Annotated in this window: 18 protein-coding genes; 7 read left to right on the plus strand and 11 right to left on the minus strand. The window is 63.2% G+C overall.

Translation table 11 applies throughout. The features are described from left to right. Nucleotides 1–54: 54 nt before the first annotated feature. A complete protein-coding gene (locus tag HXS65_RS05865; protein ID WP_077374863.1) occupies nucleotides 55–390 on the plus strand; it encodes a zinc ribbon domain-containing protein YjdM in 336 nt (111 codons plus the stop codon). A gap of 164 nt (nucleotides 391–554) precedes the next feature. Here the strand turns inward: HXS65_RS05865 and HXS65_RS05870 are convergent, their stop codons facing one another. Beyond that, nucleotides 555–920, minus strand: a complete 366-nt coding sequence (locus tag HXS65_RS05870; RefSeq protein WP_077374866.1) for a hypothetical protein — start codon at nucleotides 918–920, stop codon at nucleotides 555–557. Between the two features lie 467 nt (nucleotides 921–1,387). Between HXS65_RS05870 and HXS65_RS05875 the strand changes: the two genes are divergently transcribed. Beyond that, entirely contained in the window at nucleotides 1,388–2,158 is a 771-nt protein-coding gene (locus tag HXS65_RS05875; RefSeq protein ID WP_176493443.1) for an SDR family oxidoreductase, read from the plus strand. A 129-nt stretch (nucleotides 2,159–2,287) separates the two neighbouring features. Here the strand turns inward: HXS65_RS05875 and trxC are convergent, their stop codons facing one another. The 3 genes from trxC to HXS65_RS05890 all read right to left on the minus strand — a co-directional run bounded on the left by trxC (nucleotide 2,288) and on the right by HXS65_RS05890 (nucleotide 5,752). Beyond that, nucleotides 2,288–2,725, minus strand: a complete 438-nt coding sequence (gene trxC, locus HXS65_RS05880) for a thioredoxin TrxC (protein WP_136938735.1) — start codon at nucleotides 2,723–2,725, stop codon at nucleotides 2,288–2,290. A gap of 256 nt (nucleotides 2,726–2,981) precedes the next feature. Beyond that, nucleotides 2,982–3,953, minus strand: coding sequence for a YeiH family protein (locus HXS65_RS05885; protein ID WP_255304433.1), 972 nt, complete (start codon nucleotides 3,951–3,953; stop codon nucleotides 2,982–2,984). A gap of 155 nt (nucleotides 3,954–4,108) precedes the next feature. Next, the gene (locus tag HXS65_RS05890; RefSeq protein WP_176493444.1) at nucleotides 4,109–5,752 is read right to left on the minus strand and encodes a GMC family oxidoreductase; all 1,644 of its coding nucleotides are present in this window, start codon (nucleotides 5,750–5,752) and stop codon (nucleotides 4,109–4,111) included. Between the two features lie 342 nt (nucleotides 5,753–6,094). On the opposite strand from HXS65_RS05890, the gene HXS65_RS05895 reads away from it, so the two are divergent. From HXS65_RS05895 to HXS65_RS05910, 4 genes are all read left to right on the plus strand, one after another. Continuing rightward, nucleotides 6,095–7,321 (plus strand): TRAP transporter substrate-binding protein, encoded by a 1,227-nt coding sequence (locus tag HXS65_RS05895; protein WP_170877391.1) that lies wholly within the window; start codon nucleotides 6,095–6,097, stop codon nucleotides 7,319–7,321. Continuing rightward, complete coding sequence (locus HXS65_RS05900) at nucleotides 7,321–7,902, plus strand: TRAP transporter small permease (protein WP_077374878.1); 582 nt, start codon at nucleotides 7,321–7,323, stop codon at nucleotides 7,900–7,902. Before HXS65_RS05895 ends, HXS65_RS05900 begins: the two co-directional genes overlap by 1 nt. Before the next feature lie 10 nt (nucleotides 7,903–7,912). After that, nucleotides 7,913–9,190: a TRAP transporter large permease gene (locus HXS65_RS05905; RefSeq protein WP_077374881.1), complete on the plus strand. Its 1,278-nt coding sequence runs from the start codon at nucleotides 7,913–7,915 to the stop codon at nucleotides 9,188–9,190. A gap of 180 nt (nucleotides 9,191–9,370) precedes the next feature. Beyond that, on the plus strand, nucleotides 9,371–10,129 hold the full coding sequence (locus tag HXS65_RS05910; protein ID WP_136938738.1) for an IclR family transcriptional regulator: 759 nt from the start codon (nucleotides 9,371–9,373) through the stop codon (nucleotides 10,127–10,129). 202 nt (nucleotides 10,130–10,331) lie between these two features. On the opposite strand, the gene HXS65_RS05915 is transcribed toward HXS65_RS05910, so the two are convergent. The 4 genes from HXS65_RS05915 to HXS65_RS05930 all read right to left on the minus strand — a co-directional run bounded on the left by HXS65_RS05915 (nucleotide 10,332) and on the right by HXS65_RS05930 (nucleotide 13,946). Continuing rightward, complete coding sequence (locus HXS65_RS05915; protein ID WP_136938739.1) at nucleotides 10,332–10,808, minus strand: universal stress protein; 477 nt, start codon at nucleotides 10,806–10,808, stop codon at nucleotides 10,332–10,334. Between the two features lie 48 nt (nucleotides 10,809–10,856). Continuing rightward, nucleotides 10,857–12,200, minus strand: coding sequence for a TRAP transporter large permease (locus HXS65_RS05920; RefSeq protein WP_205632734.1), 1,344 nt, complete (start codon nucleotides 12,198–12,200; stop codon nucleotides 10,857–10,859). Next, nucleotides 12,197–12,763 carry a TRAP transporter small permease gene (locus tag HXS65_RS05925; RefSeq protein WP_077374890.1) on the minus strand — a complete coding sequence of 189 codons (567 nt, stop codon included), beginning with the start codon at nucleotides 12,761–12,763 and terminating at the stop codon, nucleotides 12,197–12,199. The genes HXS65_RS05920 and HXS65_RS05925 overlap by 4 nt, the downstream gene beginning before the upstream one ends. A gap of 118 nt (nucleotides 12,764–12,881) precedes the next feature. After that, nucleotides 12,882–13,946: a TRAP transporter substrate-binding protein gene (locus HXS65_RS05930; protein WP_255303130.1), complete on the minus strand. Its 1,065-nt coding sequence runs from the start codon at nucleotides 13,944–13,946 to the stop codon at nucleotides 12,882–12,884. Between the two features lie 451 nt (nucleotides 13,947–14,397). Here HXS65_RS05930 and HXS65_RS05935 point away from each other — a divergent pair, with 451 nt between their 5' ends. Further along, nucleotides 14,398–15,900, plus strand: a complete 1,503-nt coding sequence (locus HXS65_RS05935; RefSeq protein WP_176493445.1) for a PLP-dependent aminotransferase family protein — start codon at nucleotides 14,398–14,400, stop codon at nucleotides 15,898–15,900. Nucleotides 15,901–16,018: 118 nt separating this feature from the next. Here the strand turns inward: HXS65_RS05935 and HXS65_RS05940 are convergent, their stop codons facing one another. From HXS65_RS05940 to thiO, 3 genes are all read right to left on the minus strand, one after another. Further along, a complete protein-coding gene (locus tag HXS65_RS05940) occupies nucleotides 16,019–17,482 on the minus strand; it encodes an FAD-binding oxidoreductase (protein ID WP_084208080.1) in 1,464 nt (487 codons plus the stop codon). Between the two features lie 117 nt (nucleotides 17,483–17,599). Continuing rightward, entirely contained in the window at nucleotides 17,600–17,986 is a 387-nt protein-coding gene (locus tag HXS65_RS05945) for a nuclear transport factor 2 family protein (RefSeq protein ID WP_077374898.1), read from the minus strand. A gap of 219 nt (nucleotides 17,987–18,205) precedes the next feature. Next, nucleotides 18,206–19,345 carry a glycine oxidase ThiO gene (gene thiO / locus HXS65_RS05950; protein WP_176493446.1) on the minus strand — a complete coding sequence of 380 codons (1,140 nt, stop codon included), beginning with the start codon at nucleotides 19,343–19,345 and terminating at the stop codon, nucleotides 18,206–18,208. Nucleotides 19,346–19,423 lie beyond the last annotated feature (78 nt).

The raw sequence follows: 19,423 nt of genomic DNA on the forward strand, positions 1-19,423 counted from the left end.
CGCCGCGCCCCCGCAGGCGCACGACACAAGCGGGACAGACTTCAGGACACCGAGATGAGCGCCCTCCCCAACTGCCCGGCCTGCAATTCCGAATTCACCTACGACGACGGCATGCAGTTCGTCTGCCCGGAGTGTGCCCACGAGTGGTCCAAGGAGGCCGTCGTCGAGGACACCGGGCCGGTCTATCGTGATGCCAACGGCAACGAGCTGGTGGATGGCGACACCGTCACCGTGATCAAGGACCTGAAGATCAAGGGCACCTCCTCCGTGGTCAAGGTCGGGACCAAGGTCAAGAACATCCGCCTGATCGAAGGGGACCACGACATCGACTGCAAGGTGGATGGCGTCGGCCCGATGAAGCTCAAGTCCATGTTCGTGAAGAAGGCCTGAGCGGTTCGAGTGCCTCTGGCGACACCAGAGAAGCGTCATGGGCCATGAGCCATGAACCATGAGCCATGAGCCATGAAGCATGAAGCCCCGCCAGAGTCTGCTCTGACGGGGCTTCATGCGCTGATGCTCCAAGACACCCGCTCTCGCCGGGGGTCCGTGAGCACTCACTGCTTGGGAGTCGGCTTGTCCAGGGGCGTGACGTTGGAAATCTCGATCAGCCGTTGCCCACCCACCTTGAATTCGAAACGACCGCTGATCTGGACCTCGCGCCCGAGATAGGCACCGATGCGTTCGGGGGGATGCAGCTCGATACGCTGCTGCCCGGCGCCTTCCAGCCAATAGCGCTCCGGCACCTGCTCACTGCGTATCCTGCCCTGCACGGCCACCTGCTCGCCCTGCCAGGCCTCCGAGTGCTCGAGCAGCGTGGTGACACTGGCAGGGCGCGGCGCACCCAGCTCGTCACAGCCGCTCGCCAGCGCCAGCAGCATCGCCACGCCCACCATCAGTCCGCGTTGCCTGTGATCCTTCATGTTCGTTCCTCATGTCGCTGCCCATTTCCCGTGATGGGCAGCGCTCCTGAAAATTCGGGGATGGCGTCTTTCAGGCAATCCTGTCGCGCAGGGGTTCCCGTCCCCTGACACGGCCAGACGACGGATCACCACTCGCGAGGGGGTAAATGCGAAGTTCCGAATACTTCAGTGCCAAGTGTGACAGCTGTTAGACGAAGCGATAAGTCGCCAAGGCGGACAGACCAACAGAATCAGCCAGTCTCATCAGGTCGTCGCGTCTGCCACGGGGCACTCGACCAGTAGCTGGCATGATGGCAATGTCTCGTCACGTCATGCTTTCGCATGCCCCGCTTGTCATCCTCTCGATCAGGACACAGGTCAGGGTCGCCATGTCGAAGGCCGGCGCCACGTCGGAAACGACGTGGCAGACCCGGCAGGACGAGAGACCATGAGGGACATTCCCCACCCAGAACGCAAGAGACTTCACGATGATGACACGCAAAGTGGCCTATATCACCGGCGGTGCCCAGGGAATCGGACGCGGCATCAGTGACTACCTGCTCGCCCATGGCTGGCGAGTCGCGGTGGTGGATATCGACGCCCGGGCGGGCGAGCAGTATCTGGCGAGTCACGCCGCGACCCACGGCGAGCCGGACAGCCTGCGCGTCGAGGCCGTGGATGTGCGCAATGAAGACGCCGTCGCCGCCAGCATCGTGACCACCTGCCAGGCCTTCGGGCGCCTGGACGCCGTGATCAACAACGCCGCGATAGCCGACCCCTTCCAGGGCAAGCTCGAGGGACTGTCCCTTGAACGCTGGCATCAGGTACTGGATACCAGCCTGACCAGCAGCTTCCTGACCGCCAAGCACGCCGCGCGCCATCTGCGCGAGACCGGCGGCAGCATCGTCAATCTGGCCTCCAGCCGCGCCCTGCAATCCGAGCCGGATACCGAGGCCTACGCCGCCAGCAAGGGCGGAATCGTCGCCCTCACCCACGCCATGGCGATGAGCCTGGGGCCGGAGATTCGCGTCAATGCGGTCAGTCCAGGCTGGATCGATGCAAGCCACCTGCAGAAGGACGGTGAGGCGGAGTCGCTGAGTGACGAAGACCACGCCCAGCATCCCGTCGGACGCGTCGGCCATGTCGATGACATCGCCGCGCTGGTGGCCTTCCTCATCTCGGAAAAGGCCGGCTTCATCACCGGTCAGAATCATGTCGTCGATGGCGGCATGACCCGCAAGATGGTTTACGCCGACTGACACGAAATGGCCTGATACGACAAGGCCCGATACGACAAGGCCTGATACGACAACGCCTGGCGCATAGTCGCGTCAGGCGTTGTCCGTCCACTTCCTGCCCCCGCCTTCAGCGCGGCGGAGAGATTGCCATCACACCGCGTGCGGTGCCAGCCACTGCTTGAGCTGACCGGCCTGCATCACGCCGGATTCGCGCGCGAGCTCCTTGCCCTGCTTCATCACCAGCAACGTCGGAATGCTGCGGATGCCGAAACGACCAGCCAGCGTCTGCTGGGCTTCGGTGTCGATCTTGGCGAAACGCACGCGGGTACCCATCTGCGCCGCGACCTCATTGAAGATCGGCCCCATCATCTTGCACGGACCGCACCAGCTGGCCCAGAAGTCGATCACCACCGGCATCTCGCTACGCGTGACCAGTGCCTCGAAGTTGGCGCTGGTCAGTTCCAGCGGCTCCTGGGGCAGCACGGCGGCGCTGCACTTGCCGCAGACGGGATTGTCATCCAGACGCGCGGTGGCCACACGATTGAGGGCAAGACATTGCGGACAGGCCAGCACGAGGGATTCAGACATGATCGGACTCCAGAAGAATGGGGATGCGGCGCGCTGCGCTGACGGCTCAGCGTCAGACACGTACCGATAGCGCAGATCATACGACTCGTGGGCCGATAAGCAATTGAGGCATCTTATCGCCCTGATTGCCTGGCTGTATCAGCCGCTCACGGGCTGACATCTGCCCCCTCGGGACCCTCCCTCATCAGCGACACGGGCCCTGCCAGTCATGGCAGGGCCCGTGTCGTTCATCCCCCGTGCGCTCCATACCGTCAGGTCACACGCTGGCCAGCCCGAACTTGATGCACAGCGTCACCAGCACCAGCAGGAAGAGGGTTTCCACCACCATCAGGATCACCGGCTTCCAGCCCACCACCGCCAGCTTCTGGAACGACGTCTTGACGCCCAGCGCGGCAATCGCCGCCACCAGACACCAGCGTGAGAGGTCGGTGAAGCCTTCCACGGCGACGCTCGGCACCCAGCCGAGGCTGTTGATCAGCACCAGAGCCACGAAGGCGATCAGGAAGGTGGGGAACATCGGCACCTTGCCCCCCTCATCGCCATTGGCCTGGCGTGCACTGCGAAACAGCAGCATGAAGACCATCACCGCCGGTACCAGCATCGCCACGCGCAGCAGCTTGACGAAGGTGGAGACATCGCCGGTGTGCTCGGAAATGATGTAGCCCGCCCCCACCACCTGGGCCACGTCGTGGATGGTGCCGCCGAGGAAGATGCCGGCCTCGGTATCCTCAAGCCCCAGCAGTCTGACGATCAGCGGATAGGTGATCATCGCCACGGTCGAGAGGGTCGTCACCCCGACCACGGTCATGATGGTGTGACGCTCACTGGTGGCGTTGCGCGGCATCACCGCCGACAGCGCCAGCGCCGCCGAGGCTCCGCAGATGGCCACCGAGCCACCGGTCAACAGCCCCATCACGCGCGCCAGCAGCGCGCCGAACACGATGGTCGCCACCACCCCGAGCACCACCGTGATCACCGGGCCAACACCGAGACTTGCGACCTGCTCCAGCGTGATGCGCACGCCCAATAGCGCCACGCCGAGGCGCAGTACCGTCTTGGAGGCGAACTCGATCCCCGCCCTGCAGGGTCCGTCCTCGGAGAGAAAGTGCAGCGACATGCCGAACAGCAAGGCATACAGCAGCGTCGGGCCGCCGTAGTGATCGGCGATGAAGGTGGTCGCCAGCGCGATGAGGATGCAGATCAGAAGGCCCGGCATGATGATGCGCACGCGCCCTTCCAGATTCCGCAATAGACGGGTAGGCGGTGTCGATGTGTCGTGAAGTGATGAGCTGTCGTGATTGGCCACGCGAATATCCCATGAAAAGGCAAGCAGGATGGCAGGGCCTGAGCCCTGCCCTGGAAGATGACAGATGCCGGTGCCTGCTAGCTCGCCTGCGCCATCTCGCGCTGAGCCGCCTTGATCATGTCAGCGGCCTTCTCGGCGATCATGATGGTCGGGGCATTGGTGTTGCCCGAGACGATCACCGGCATGATCGAGGCATCGACCACCCGCAATCCGTGCAGGCCATGCACTCGCAGCGCGTCATCCACCACCGCCAGCGCATCGTGGCCCATCTTGCAGGTCCCCGCCGGGTGATAGATGGTCTGGCTGAACTGGCGCGCGGCCTCCAGCAACTCCTCGTCACTCTCGTACTGCACGCCGGGCACGTACTCTTCGCTGATCACGGCGGCCAGCGGTGCCGCCCGGGCGATACGCCGCGCCACCTTGATGGCGTCCACCACCACGCGGCGATCTTCCTCGGCACTGAGGTAGTTGGGCTGGATGGAGGGATAGACGCTGGCATCCGCGCTGGTGATGCGCACATGGCCGCGGCTGTGCGGGCGCAACTGGCATACGGACGAGGTGAACGCCGAGAACGGATGCACGCCATCGGCGGGCTTGTCGGCACTCAGCGGCTGCATGTGGAACTGGATATCCGGGCGTGTCAGCCCCTCGCGTGACTGGGTAAAGGCACACACCTGGCTGGCCGCCAGGGTCAGCGGGCCGGTGCGTGTGAAGAGGTACTGGGTGCCGACCGCCAGCTTCTTGATCGGGCTGCGCACTTCATCATTGAGGGTGCGGCACTGGGTCTTGAACACCAGCCGCACCTGCAGGTGGTCCTGCAGGTTTTCCCCGACGCCCGGCAGCGCATGCAGGCATTCCACCCCGACACTGGCCAGATGCTCAGGGTCCCCGATGCCGGAGCACTGCAGGATCTGCGGACTGCCGATGGCGCCGCTGGACAGCACCACTTCGCGCTCCGCCCGCGCCGAGCAGACATTGCCCTTCACCTCGTACTCGACCCCGACCGCGCGCTTGCCTTCCAGCAATACCCGACGGCAGTGAGCATGCTTGACCAGCGTCAGATTGCTGCGCGTGAGCGCCGGACGCAGGAATGCCTTGGCCGTGCTGCAGCGCAGGCCCCGATACGTGGTCTGCTGAAAATAGCCCACCCCCTCCTGACGCTCGCCATTGACGTCCTGGTTGAGCGGAATCCCCGCCTCCACCGCTGCCTGGATGAAGCGCTCGGCGATCTCTCGCTTGAGGCGCAGATCCGAGACATGCAGTGGGCCATCCGCCCCATGCCACTGGTTGGCCCCCCGCGCCTGGCACTCCGACTTGCGGAAATATGGCAGGACAGACTGATAGTCCCAACCTTGATTGCCCTCGGCGGCCCAGTCGTCGTAGTCCTCGCGCTGGCCACGAATGTACAGCAGGCCATTGAGCGAACTGGACCCCCCCAGCACCTTGCCGCGCGGCCATTGCAGCCGACGACCATTGATGCCGGCATCCGGGTCGGTCAGGTAGCACCAGTCGGTGGCGGGGTTGTGCATGGTCTTGAAATACCCGACCGGCACATGGATCCACGGATTCCAGTCCGAGCCACCCGCTTCGAGCAGCAGCACCTTGATGGAAGGGTCTTCGGTGAGACGATTGGCCAGTACGCAACCGGCGGAACCCGCCCCGATCACGATGTAGTCATAGAAGGCTTTGGCGTCTGCATTGGCGTAACGTGTTGTTTTCATTATTTTCTCAACCATATTGAGACATATTGTCTCGTAATCATGGTATCGAAAGCATGTTTCGTCAAATACGAAACAAAACGTCTCGTTTATTTTGCCAAAGCACAAGAACTGCCCTACATTGAGATTTGTCTCGCGCCGGTAAGGGAGGTGAAACGCCCCCCCCGAAGCCGAAGCGGAACCGAAGCGGAGCCCAGTCACACGCTCGCTTTCGTCACGTGTGAAAAGACACCACAAGAAAAAGACGCCATCAGGTGTCATGACGCCAGGGAACACCAGATTCCACTGCGTTCAGCCCAGACTGCATCCCACCACAAAAGCAAACACAACACCGGGAGCACTACCATGCCAACGCCACTCAGCAAGTTGTCACGCCGTGACTTTCTCGACATCTCGGGCCGCTTCGGTCTGACCTCGACCCTGCTGGCCGCCACCGGCCTCGGCGCAGGTCTTACCGCGTCCACGCTGGCGCGCGCCGCCGATCAGGAGCAGCAGAAACGCTACAAGACAGCGCCCAAGTTCCAGCTGCGCTTCGGTGCCTCGGGCTTCAACGAGCGCAATCTCGATATCCAGAAGTCCGGCCAGCTGTTCTTCGCGCGGGATCTGGAAGAACGCACCAACGGCGCCATCCGCGTCGAATTCATGGGCAGCAACGAGGTCTGCAACCAGCTGGACTGCGTGGCCAAGACCCAGCAGGGCATCGTCGACATCTACTCGGCCTCCACCCAGAATTCCTCGGGCAGCGCGCCCTACCTGAACGTGCTCGACTTCGCCTATCTGTTCCCCACCGTCGCCTCGATGTTCCACTTCTTCTATCACAGGAAGAGCGAGCAGCTGCTGCGTGAACCCCTGCGCCAGCGCCACAACCTGCAGTTTTTGTTCACCCACTGTGACCTGCGCGGCATCATGCTCGGCCTCAAGTGGCAGGACAAACCGCTGGTCACCAGCATCGACCAGCTCAAGGGCACCAAGAACCGCGTCACCGGCACCCAGATGGGCCGGATCGCCATGGAGCAGCTGGGCCTGAATCCGGTGCCGGTCGCCTGGGAAGAGACCCTCGATGGCCTGCGTCAGGGCCTGCTGGATGGCGCCGAGACCTGGATGAGCGCCGTGGCCTACGCCGGCATGGCCCCGGTGGTCTCCCAGGCCGTCGACCTGCGCTTCTTCGCCGGCACAGAGCACACCGGCATGAGCCTGCCCAAGTTCGACAGTCTCGGCGCAGAACTGCAGGACCAGGTGATGGAGTCCGCCTACTGCGCACAGATCTTCACCCAGGGCATGAACGAGGCCGGGCGCTTCGAGATCGTCGGGGCCACCGAGCACCCCGCCCCCGGCACCGTCTTCGCCGAGAACAACGTGCGCGTGGCACCGCTGTCGGATGCCGAACGCTCACGTGCCGAACAGATGTGCTCGCCGGAATTCAATCCCGAGCCGTGGGAGCAATGGCGTGAGCGCCTCAACAAGTGGTCCGGCGGTCTCGACATCTATCAGGAAATCCATGCCGTCGCGCGTGAGATCTCCCGCGACACTGCCGCCGTCAACGTCAAGCCGCAGCGCTGGTGGAGGGGGTAATGGGCGATACCACCATCTTCAGCCAACCGACCAAGCACCCCGCCATCAAGAAGGCCGCGCCCTGGGCGCGTCCCTTCCTGTGGCTGGATGCCCATCTGGAACAGGTCGTCATCCTGATCGCCTATTCCGGCATGGCCGGCATCATCTTCGTCGAAGTCATCCGGCGCTTCTTCTTCGGCCTGCAGGCCCCCTGGAGCACCAGCATTCCGGTGCTGCTGTTCCTGTGGCTGACCTGGTTCGGCGCCTCGCTCAACGTCAAGAAGCGCACTCACCTGAGCCTCAACGAGATCCGCATGAAGCTGCCCCGCGGTGGCCAGTTCGCCTGTCTGATTCTGGATGCCGTGCTGTGGATCGGCTTCGGGCTGATGGTGATCTACTTCACCACCACCCAGGTGACGCTGGCCTATGACAACTACGCCATCGTGCCGGGCACCGACAACGTCATGCAGTGGTGGTTCTACCTCGCCACGCCGCTGGCGTGGGTGATGATCATCTATCGCGTGCTGCAGAATCTCTACGCCGACTGGGCGCGCTATCGCCGCGGCGAGTCCTTCAACCTGCAACCGTCCATCATGGACTGAGGAGGTCATCATGACTGACAGCATCTGGATCTCCCTGATCACGGCGGGCGTGACGGCCTTCTTCCTGCTGGGGGTGCCCATCTTCCTCGTCATCGGCCTGTGGGTGGTCGGCACCAGTCTGGTGATCGACTTCACGCTGGCCAATGTCGGGGTCACCCTCTTCCAGGGCCTGAGCTTCTTCGGCCTGCTGGCACTGCCGCTGTTCATCCTCACGGGGGACCTGATCAACGCGGCGGGCATCGCCAAGCGACTCTCCGACTTCGCCTACTCGACCCTGAGCTGGATGCGCGGCGGCATGGGCATGTCGACCCTCGGCGCCTGTGGTCTGTTCGCGGCGATTTCCGGCTCCAACGCCGGCACCACCGCCACCATCGGCTCGATCATGCAGCCCGAGATGGTCAAGAATGGCTATGACGAACGCTTCGCGGCCGCCACGGCCGCCTCCGGCGGGACCGTGGGCATCATCATTCCGCCCAGCATCATCTTCATCGTCTACGGCTTCATGATGAATCTGTCGATCAGCGACCTGTTCATCGCCGGCATGGTGCCGGGCGCCCTGATGGTCATCGCGATGATGGTCGCCTGCTATCTGGTGGCCCGCCAAAATGGCTGGGGTCAGCTGCAACCCTTCAAGGCGGGCGTCAGCGCGAGGCTGGCACGCAAGGCCTATCTGGGCTTCGCGACCATCGGCGTGGTGGTCTACGGCATCTACTCGGGCAAGTTCTCGCCGACGGAAGCCGCCGCCATCACCGTGGGCTTCACCATGATCGCGGGACTGCTGATCACACGGGAAATCAGCCTGAAGAAGCTGCCGACCATCATGCTGCGCTCAGGCCAGATCGCCGGCATGCTGGCACCGCTGATCGCCATCTCGGTGGTCATGCAGCAGCTGCTGTCGGTACTGGGAGCCGGTCAGGCGCTCAGCGACATGCTCAGCGGTATCGACAACTACTATCTGACGCTGGGCACCTGCATGCTGATCATCCTGCTGGCCGGCATGATTCTGGAAAGCCTGCCAGTGACCATCATCCTGGCGCCGATTCTCGCCCCCATCGCCCAGCAGGCCGGCGTGGACCCGATCCACTTCTCGGTCATCTTCCTGGTCGGTGCGGCCATCGGCTTCGTCACGCCCCCCTTCGGGCTCAATCTGTATGTCGCCAGCAGCATCACCGGCATCTCCTACGTCAGACTGGTGAAGTACGTGATTCCCTACTTCATCGCCCTGATGGCCTGCTGGCTGGCCATCTGTCTGATTCCGTCTCTTTCCCTGTTCCTGGTAAACCTGTAACACTAGCCTCATCGACAGCCCCGCGAGGGGCTGTCTTCGTCTCATTGCCGCTGCGGACACCCCCTTCCCGGGTGACGTGATGAATCGATGCACTGACGCCCTGCCAACCTGCACCTGACGGCCGACATGTCCCTTGAGACCTTCCGCGACATGCACCGACAGGCAGGATGAGGACACTAGATGAGCAAGGACACTCCCACGAATTCGACGCTCTTTCGCGCGCTGGGCCTGCTGGAAGAGGTCGTCACCGCTCAGCACCCCATCAGCGCCGCGGATCTCGAGAAGCGCTTCGAGATTCCCAAGCCCACCGTGCACCGTCTGCTCAAGCAGCTGGAAGAACAGCAGCTGATCAGCCGGGATCTGGATGGCCGTCACCTGTTGCCCGGCCAGCGTTTCCGGCGCATGTCGCTGGGCGCACTGGCCAATGAGGGTCTCAAGGCGCCACGCCGCGTGCTGCTGGAAAAGCTGGCCGGGAAGGTCGGCGAGACCTGCAACCTGACCCTGCTGGATGGCCACGAGGTGATGTACTACGACCGCGTGGAAACCAACTGGCCGGTGCGTATCCAGCTGGCCCCCGGCTCGCACCTGCCCTTGCACTGCACCGCGAGCGGCAAGCTGTTTCTGGCACTGATGCCGCTGCACCGTCGCCGCGCGCTGCTGCAGAGTCTCGCGCTCGAGGCCCATACACCCTGCACGCTGACCTCGCGGGCTACGCTGGAAGAGGCACTCGACACCGTGGTGCGCAATCAGCTGAGCACCGACGACGAGGAGTTCATCCAGGGCATGGTGGCGATTGCCGTGCCGGTCTTCGATGAGGTCGGCCAGATCCAGGCCACCCTGGCGATCCATGCGCCGCGCCTGCGCCACTCCATCGACTCGCTGCTGGAGTGGGCACCGCTGATGCGCCAGATCGCCACTGAACTGGAAGGCACGCTCTAGCCCGTGGCTTCCCCGCTGCATCGCCCGAAAGACATCGCCCGACTGGCATCGCCCGAAAGGCATCGCTCGACTGGCATGACACCCAAACAGCTCGCCCCCGCAGACAGTCTGCTGTCCTGTGGGGGCGAGCTGTTTCATATGCCGTCTTGCTGCCTCCGCCTGTTTCCAAGGCGTCTCTTTCGGGGCGTCTCTCCCCCTGGGCTCAGGGCGTCGGTACCACCACCACCGGAATGCTGGCGCGCTTGATCACCCCCTTGGTGACCTTGCCCGCGTAGGAGGCCACGAAGCCGCGCTTGTTGGTGGCCATGATGATCATGTCGCAGTCATGGCGCGTGGCGTAGCGGATGATCTCCGAGGCCGGATAGCCCTCCACCACATTCAACCCGGCGATCACCGGACGTGGATCGCCGTCGTCATGGGTGCTCCAGAAGTCCTCCATCATCTTTTCCAGGTTCTCCCTCGCCTGATCGAGCCGTTGCTGCATCAGGCCCTCCAGCGTCGGTTTGTGACGGATGTTGACCTTGAGGGTGTTCATCACGTCATCCGACAGCGCCTTCACCGCATGCAGCACATGCAGCTCGGCGCCCGTCGCGCCCGCCAACCATACCGAGCGCGCCAGTACCCGCTCACAGTCTCCGCGCAGGCCCACACAACACAGGATTCGTCTGACTGCCGGCATATCCACTCTCCTTGCCGTTGATGAGAGGCATCAGGTGCCGATGGCCTTTCAGTAACCCATCACCCTGGGTAGCCACAGCGAGATCTCAGGCACATAGGCGATCAGGAAGATGGCCGCCACCGACCCTGCCGCAAAGGGCAATGCCTTGAGCGAAATCTCCTCGATGGAGGCCCCGCCTATCCCCGAGGCCACGAAGAGGTTCTCCCCCAGCGGTGGCGTCTGGAAGCCGATGGCCAGCGCACAGACCACCACGATGCCCACGTGCACCGGGTCCATCCCCAGCATGTACATGATCGGCAGCAGCACCGGGGTGAGAATCATGATCGCGGCCAGCGTCTCCATGAACATGCCGACGAACAGCAGGAAGACGATGATCATCGCCCAGATGAGATAGAGGTTGTCGGTCATCGCCAGCATGCCCTCGGCGATATGGGCCGGCACGCGTTGCTCGACCAGCAGCCGCCCGAACACCGTCGCCGTGAACAGGATCAGCAGCACGCGACCGGTGATCCAGGTGGTGGTTTCCAGAGTGCGCAGCGTCGGCTTCCACTTGAGTTCCTTGTGCAGGAAGATGCCGACGATCAGGGTGTAGACGATGGCGACGATGGCGGATTCGGTCGGCGTGAACAGGCCGCTGTAGATGCCGCCGAGGATGATGAAGGGCGCCAGCATCGACCAGATCCCCTTCCTCAAGGTGGCGCGGATATGTGTCCACGACCAGCTGTTGGTCAGCCCGCGATAGCCGCGTTTCTTCGAGATCACGTAGTTGATCATCAGCAGGAAGCCGGCGATCACCACGCCGGGCATGACGCCCGCGATGAACAGCTTCGGGATGGAGAGTGTCTGGAAATCGCCATGCAGCGCCACCGCTTCGGGAGGTGGCTGCAGCCCCATGCCGGAAATCCCGAAGATCACCATCGGGATCGAGGGCGGAATCACCACGCCAAGTCCACCCGAAGACGCCGTGACCGCCGAGGCATATCCCCGGTCATAGCCGCGCTTGGCCATCGCCGGAATCATCAGCATGCCGACCGCCGCCGTGGTGGCAGGTCCGGAGCCGGAAATCGCACCGAAGAACATGCAGGCAAACACCGTGGCAGCGGCAAGTCCCCCGGTCACCGGGCCGGCAAAGGCCTCGGCGATATCGACAAGACGACGCGAGATGCCGGCGGCCTCCATCAGCGCCCCGGCCAGAATGAAGGCCGGCAATGCCATCAGCGGGAAGGCGCCCACCGAGGTAAAGGCGATCTGCACGAAGGCCATCGGGTTCTCGCCGATGCTCAGGTAGGTCGCCAGTGCCGCGACCCCCAGCGAGACGGTGATCGGTGCGCCAAGCACCAGCAGCAGGAAGAAGACGCCAAACAGGATATAGATGATGGTGGAATCGATCATGGTGTCCCGCTCCCGCGCTTGTCGTCATCATTGACGGATGGTCCTGTCTGCTTCAGCTCCTGCATTGCCTGGGAATCCGGGTCCACGATGTCTTCCTTGCGCACGAACTTGAGATAGTTGGTCTGGAGAATGCGCACCGTCATGGCGGTAAAGGCCAGCGGCAGAATCAGATAGAAGTACTTCATCGGCACGCCCATCGTCTGCGACTTCCAGAACAGGTTCATCTTGTTGAACACGAAGTCGTAGCTGTAATAGATGAACACCGCATTGAAGGCGATCCAGATGATATCGGTGAGTACGCCACAGGCGGTTTCCACCCAGCGCGGCAGAAAACGGAACTGGAAGGTCACGCGGTTGTGCGCCGACATGCGGGTGGCATAGACCGCCCCGAGATAGGCAAACCACACGAAGGCATAGGTCGCCAGCTCGTCTCCCCAGGGAATCGAGTAGCTGAAAAGGTTACGCAGCATGATCTGCGCAAAGAGAATGATGACGAACACCACCAGCAGGAACTGGCAGAGATAATTCTCGAGATTGTCCAGACACTTCAGAAATATCCGCATGCAGATACGTCTCCTGACATCGATGGCGTTCGCCACCCCCTGCCTGGCGCCCTTCGCAGGACGACAGACAGGGGAATGACGGACGGGCCGTTGAAAGCCTCAGCAGCTCAGCGCGTCATCAGGGAGCGGTGGACGGATCACGCCCGAGTGTCTCGAGCACTTCCACCAGCTTGTCGCGCCCACCGATGCTGTCGTAGAAGTCCGGCCAGATGCTGGACGCCTTGGCGATCCATTCCTTTTCGTCATTGGCGGGCTGGGTGATGGTCATGCCGTGCTCTTCCACCAGTGATTTCTTGATGGAATCCTCGGTGGCCAGCAGGTAGTCGTAGCTGTGGGACGTCGCCTCTTCACCCGCCGCCAGCACCAGCGTCTGCTGCTCTTCGCTCAAGCTCTGGAAGGTGCCTTCGCCCATAATCAACGGTTCCATCGAGAACACGTAACAGCTGTCGGTGACGTGGTTCTGCACTTCATAGAACTTCATGGCATCGATGGTGATGTAGGGATTGTCCTGGCCATCGACGACACCCTGTTGCAGGGCGGTGAAGGTCTCGGACCACGCCAGCGGGTTGGGATTGACGCCCCAGGACTGGTAGGAGGAGATCATGATCTCGTTCTTGGGCACGCGGATGACCATGCCGGCCAGGTCCTCGGGTGAGGCGACGGCCTGCTTGGAATTGGTCAGACGACGGCAGCCGGAATAGGCCCAGCCCAAAATGCGGATACCGGAATCGCGCAGGGTATTGTCACGCAGCTCATCGCCGATCTTGCCGTGGGTCAGCGCCTTGGCATCGTCAGGGCCGTGGATGACATACGGCAGGGTCAGCACGCCGACGGTCGGCGAGAAGGGCGTCAGGTTGTTGATCGCCACCACTGACAGATCCACCAGGCCCATGCTGGCGTTGTTGACGGTGTCCTGCTCGCTGCCCAGCTGGCCGTTGGGGAAGAGGTCAACCTTGATGTCACCGCCGGACTTCTCTTCCACCAGGCTTGCGAAGGTCTTGCCCAGCTCGTACTGGGTGCCACCGGCGGCGTCCCCCAGGGCCATCTTCCAGGTCGCGGCATTGGCGCCCCCGGCCATGGCCAGACTCGCGGCCGTCACCGCGACGGCCAATGACGCCTTGAGCGCGCTGGCGCCAGAGAAGTCGCGGAGGTCTGCTGATTGGGTCTGTGTCGAGTCGATCATCTTGTCTGTCCCGTCGTTATTGTTGTTGCGGGCTCCTGACGGCTGCGTGTGACCGCGAGCGTGGCACTGCACCGGCACTCGTCAATGACGCCCTCTCTGCCTCCCACCTCCAGCAGTGTCGGTCTGTCATTCACGAGGTCCATCACACACTCATCTGCAGCCCTCAAGAGAGGGAGTGGGAAGTCGCGTCGTGCTGTCACTGTTCTTGCCACTTCACTTTCTTCCCCTGCGCCAGACCTCCATAGAACCAGTCCACTCCCATCGATGGGGCCAGTCTCGCCAGGCGCTTGCCCTGCCCCGCGCCGTCTGCCTCAATGAGGGCATTCCCGACGCATGACGAGGCGATCAAGCTCACCGCCCGCCCTGGACATGACGGGACAGGCAGGTATGAAAAATGCATGAAAAACGGGGACTTCCACGAAGATCCCCGCGACAACAACAGAGAAGATGCATGAGCCACCCGCTGTTTCACCTCGATGCCTCGCGCAAGGAAAGTCTGCAGTTCCAGATACGCGAGCAGATCTCGCAAGCCATTCTCGAGGGCCATCTGCCCCGCGATGAGGCACTGCCCTCCAGCCGCAAGCTGGCCCGCGAGCTGAATGTCGCGCGCAATACCGTGATGCTGGCCTATGACCAGCTGCTGGATGACGGCTTCCTGATCGCGCGCCAGCGCAGCGGCTATTTCATCAACCCCGACATTCTCAAGGGCCGCGCCGACACGCCGGTACGCCTCAATGACATCGACGCCGACAGCCTCGACTGGGATGAGCGCCTGGCCATCAAGCCCTCCGTGCAACGTGCCATCGAGAAACCCGGCGACTGGCACCAGTACGACTACCCCTTCCTGTATGGCCAGCTGGACCCGGAATTCTTCCCCACCCAGCACTGGCGGGAATGCAGCCGGGACTCGATGAGCGTGCCGTCGATCCGCAGCTGGTCGGTGGACCACATCAATCATGATGACCCGTTGCTGGTCGAGCAGATTCACCAGCGGCTGTTGCCACGCCGGGGGGTCTGGGCAAGCCCGGAGGAGATCCTGATCACGGTGGGGGCACAGCAGGCGCTGTGGATCAGCTGCATGCTGCTGCTCAAGCAGGGCCAGCGCTTCGCGATGGAAAACCCGGGCTACGTCGACATGTACAACATCGCGCGTACCTTCACGGACGACATCCAGCTGCTGCCCATCGACGGCAAGGGCCTGCAGCCGGTGGAATCGCTCAAGGACTGCCGGCTGGTGTTCGTCTCGCCCAGTCACCAGTCGCCCACCGGCGTGACCTTGCCGCTGGAGCGCCGCCGCCAGCTGCTGGACATGGCCGAGACGGGCAATTTCCTGATCATCGAGGACGACTACGAGAGCGAGAGCAACTACGCCGACAACCCGACGCCAGCGCTCAAGAGTCTCGACCGCCACAAGCGGGTCATCTATGTCGGCAGCCTCTCCAAGACCCTCGCCCCCGGCCTGCGTCTGGGCTACATGGTCGCGCACCCCACGCTGATTCGTGAGGCGCGTGCACTGCGCCGCCTGATGCTGCGACATCCGCCGACCAACAATCAGCGCGCGGTGGGACTCTTCATCGCGCGGGGCTATCACGACAGCCTGCTCAACCAGATGCATCAGGTGATGCAGCGCCGCTTCCTGGTGATGCGCGACGCCATCCTGCGTCACCTGCCGATGATGAGCACGCCCTCCACCTATGGCGGTTCCTGCTTCTGGATGCACGGGCCGGCCAGCCTGGACGCCCATCGACTGGCCGCCCTCGCCCGCCAGCAGAGCATTCTGATCGAGGTGGGCGATCTGCATTTCTTCTGCGATCGCGATCGTCATCGCCACTACTTCCGCCTCGGCTTCTCGGCGATTCCGGAATCGCATATCGAAGCCGGCATCATGAAACTGGCCGAGCTGGTGCCACTGGCGATGCAGGCACCCGAAAGAGTCACTGACATGAGCGCCTGATTCTCGACAGGCACTAATGGCAAATGATTATCCTATAGCTAAAAAAAAGACTCCCTGACTGGCCAAAAAACTTGGCAATCAGGGAGCCTCTTGTCCTTCAGGCAACCTCACTTGCAGGCTACTGCGCCTCGTCCTTCATCGCATACCAGCGATACAGGCAACGCTGGCCAGTACGGCGGAATGGCGCGAACAGCGGCGACTCCACCTTGTTGAGCACATTGGGATACGGCAGGCGCGACTGGAAGATCGGCAACACCAGGTCCGCCGCGTCCCTGGCGATCCACTGGGCGAGACGCTTGCCCGCCTGGGCGGAATACATCACGCCGTTGCCGCCATAGCCCATGGCGTAATAGACGCTCTGCTTTGGGTCCGGCTGATGGATGCGCGGCATCATGTCGTGACTGACATCCACCCAGCCCCACCAGGAGTAATCGACCTCGATGCCGGTCAGCGCCGGGAACTTGCGATGCATGTCGGCGATCAGCAGCTGCTCGTATTGCGCCTTGGGCGCGTCACGGCCTGACACGGCACTGCGGCTGCCGATCTGCAGGCGGTTGTCCGGCAGCAGGCGGTAGTAATGGCGCAGCACGCGAGTGTCGGTGAGCACCTGGTGGGTATGAAAGCGTGTCGCCTCGATTTCCTGCGCCGTCAGCGGGCGCGTCACCAGCGAGTTGGAGAGCACCGGCATCAGGCGCTTGTCGAGCTCCGGATGCAGCTTGCCGGAGGTGTAACCGCCGGTAGCCATACCCACCGAACGCGCCTTGACCACGCCACCCGGCGTTCTCAGATAGTGAACGCCATCGCGGGTCTCCCAGCTCTCCACCGGGCTTGCCGGGTGTACCTTCACCCCCAGACGTCGCGCCTTGCGCAGATAGCCGAAGGCCAACTTGCCCGGGTGCACGCCGATGCCTTCCGGCTCGTGCATCGCGCCGCAGGCCTCTTCATCCCCGACCCACTCGTTGCGCACCGTGGCGCCATCGATGATGCGGGCATCGTAGTGGAAGGTCTCGCGCAACAGGCGCGCCTCCTTCTCCAGCCCCGGCATCATGCGCTCGCGGTGGGCGATGTACAGATGGCCGCCCGGCTGCGGATCGCAGTCGATGTCCTTGATCAGTTCCTTGAAATTCTCCATGCCCTCGACGCACTCGCGATGCAGGCCATGGGCGGCCTCGAGACCATAACGCTCGATCCACTGCGAACGCTTGAGGCGACCGGTGGCGCACTGCGCCTGGCCGCCATTGCGGGTCGAGCAGCCCCAGCTGACCCGATTGGCCTCCAGCACGGTGGCCTTGATGCCGTATTTCTCGGCCAGCACGATGGCGGCGGTGAGTCCGGTGAAGCCGGAGCCGACGATCACCACATCGGCGTCGATATCACCCATCACCGGGCCATCATCCTGCGGCGGCTCACCGGCGGTGGCGACCCAGTAGGTCGGCGCGTAGTCGCGCCCTTCGCCGGGGGTGGCGCTCACCAGCGGGTCATAGGCCGGGTCATACGGCTGAGAAGCCTGAGTGGCCGGGCGCTGCTCTGACTCACTGCCCACCTCATCTGGCCGGGCGCCGTGCTGCACGATAGTTTCCATCTCGAACACCTCCTCTCACCCGCAGGGCGCGCATGCCATGACCTGACGCCATAACGTGCTGCCCCGGGGCAAAGACAGCTTCAGAAACCGCTTCCCTGATCGATGCGCCGCTGGCGCTCAGACATTGACGGGCGGACGATTCTTGCGGAAGGCGTTCTTGATCGCGATCTTGCCGTCACGCAGCGTGAAGGCATCGATCATGCGCGCTTCGCTGCGCGCGCCATCGGCGGTGGTGCCGGTGTAGGTGCTGATGACGAAGCCACGCTCGCCATCGGCGAAGATTTCCGCGTCGATCCACTGGGCATCCGGCGCGTTCTGCCAGGCAGCGGAGAGGCCCGCGCGCACTGCGTCCTGACCGGCGAAGGTCTTGCCTTCGAGTTCCGGCCCGGCGATGGCGAGGAATTCGCAGTCATCGGTCATCATCGACAGGCAGTCGTCGATGTCGTGACGGTTGAGGGCATCGCAGAAGGCACTCAGCAGTTCGATGGTGGCTTGGTGGGTCATGGGTCGGGCTCCGCAGTCTTGTTGTTGGGCTTGTTGGTCGAGCGTGTCGTTTGAGCAAGGGCATCAGCGATCGCTGCGCCATACCCCGAGACTACGCCCCTGCCATCACTGCCCTTTAGCACCAGTTGGCGGCCAGCGATTGGGCCAGTTGGCGCCATTGCGGCGTGCCTGGTGCCAACTGGACCCATCGTCCCCGCAAGCCCGCACGAGACAGCGGGGTCAACTCGCCAGAGCGGTGGCGATCTCGACTCCCGGCGGCGTGAAGGCCTGAGCCGACATGAAGCTCTCGCGGCCCAGCAGAATGTCACTGAGCAGACGCGTGGCAGCCGGCGCCAGCACCAGGCCGTTACGGTAGTGGCCCGCATTCACATAAAGCCCTGCAAGCCCCGGCACCGCGCCGATGAAGGGCGTGCCATCCGGCGTGCCCGGGCGCAGGCCCGCCCAGTGATGCTCCGGTTCAAGCTCGCCGAGTGCTGGCAGAATGCTCGCGGCGCTGGCATGCAGTGACTCGCGTGCCTCTAAGGTGGTGGACTTGTCGAAGTCCTGATGCTCCAGGGTCGAGCCGATCAGAATCCGCCCATCGGCGCGCGGAATCACGTAGCGCCCATCGCACAGCACCACCCGCGACAGCAGCGGGTCTTCCACGCGGCAAAGCCCCGCCGCCACCGGGTTGAACACCATCATCTGGCCCTTCACCGGGCGCACCGGCAGCAGTACACCGGCTGCGGCCAAGAGCCTGCCGCTCCAGGCGCCGCCACATACCACGACGTTGTCTGCGCTGACGGTCTCATCAACCAGCCGTGCGCCCGTGACGTGGTGATCCGCGCCGATCATCAGCTCCTGCACCTCGCAGCCTTCGCGCACCTCGACACGCACATGCGCCAGCAGACGCGCGCGCAGCGCCTGTCCGAGGCGCGGATTGCGGATACTGCCCAGCGTCGGCATCCACAGCGCCTGCTCATGGCCCGCCGCCAGATGCGGCTCGCGCGCGTAGAGCGCCTCCCGCTCGATCACCTCCAACGGCTTGTGCTGGGTGCGTGCCCAGTCCAGCGCCAGTGCCTCATCCTCCACCCGCAGGTAGATCAGGCCCTTCTGGCGGTATTCGGGGTCGATGCCGGTGGCCTCCTTGAGCGCCTCGGCAAGCCTGGGGTATTCGCCTTCTGACCAGCGTGACAGCGACGAGATGGCACTCGAGTAGCGCCACGGATACAGCGGCGAGACGATGCCGCCCCCGGCCCACGACGCCTCGCGTCCGCATTGGCCGCGCTCCAGCAGCGTGACCGTCTGGCCGGCCTCGGCCAGCTGCCACGCCATCATCATGCCCATCACGCCGCCACCAATGATCAGGGTATCGCTCATCTGCCTTGCTCCTGCGGGGGAATGAATAATCACAAATCTCATATTTCGATACGATTTGCATTATTTTTAGAAACAAAG

It is taken from the genome of Cobetia sp. 5-25-4-2, from assembly GCF_013374075.1.
Lineage (GTDB): Bacteria > Pseudomonadota > Gammaproteobacteria > Pseudomonadales > Halomonadaceae > Cobetia > Cobetia marina.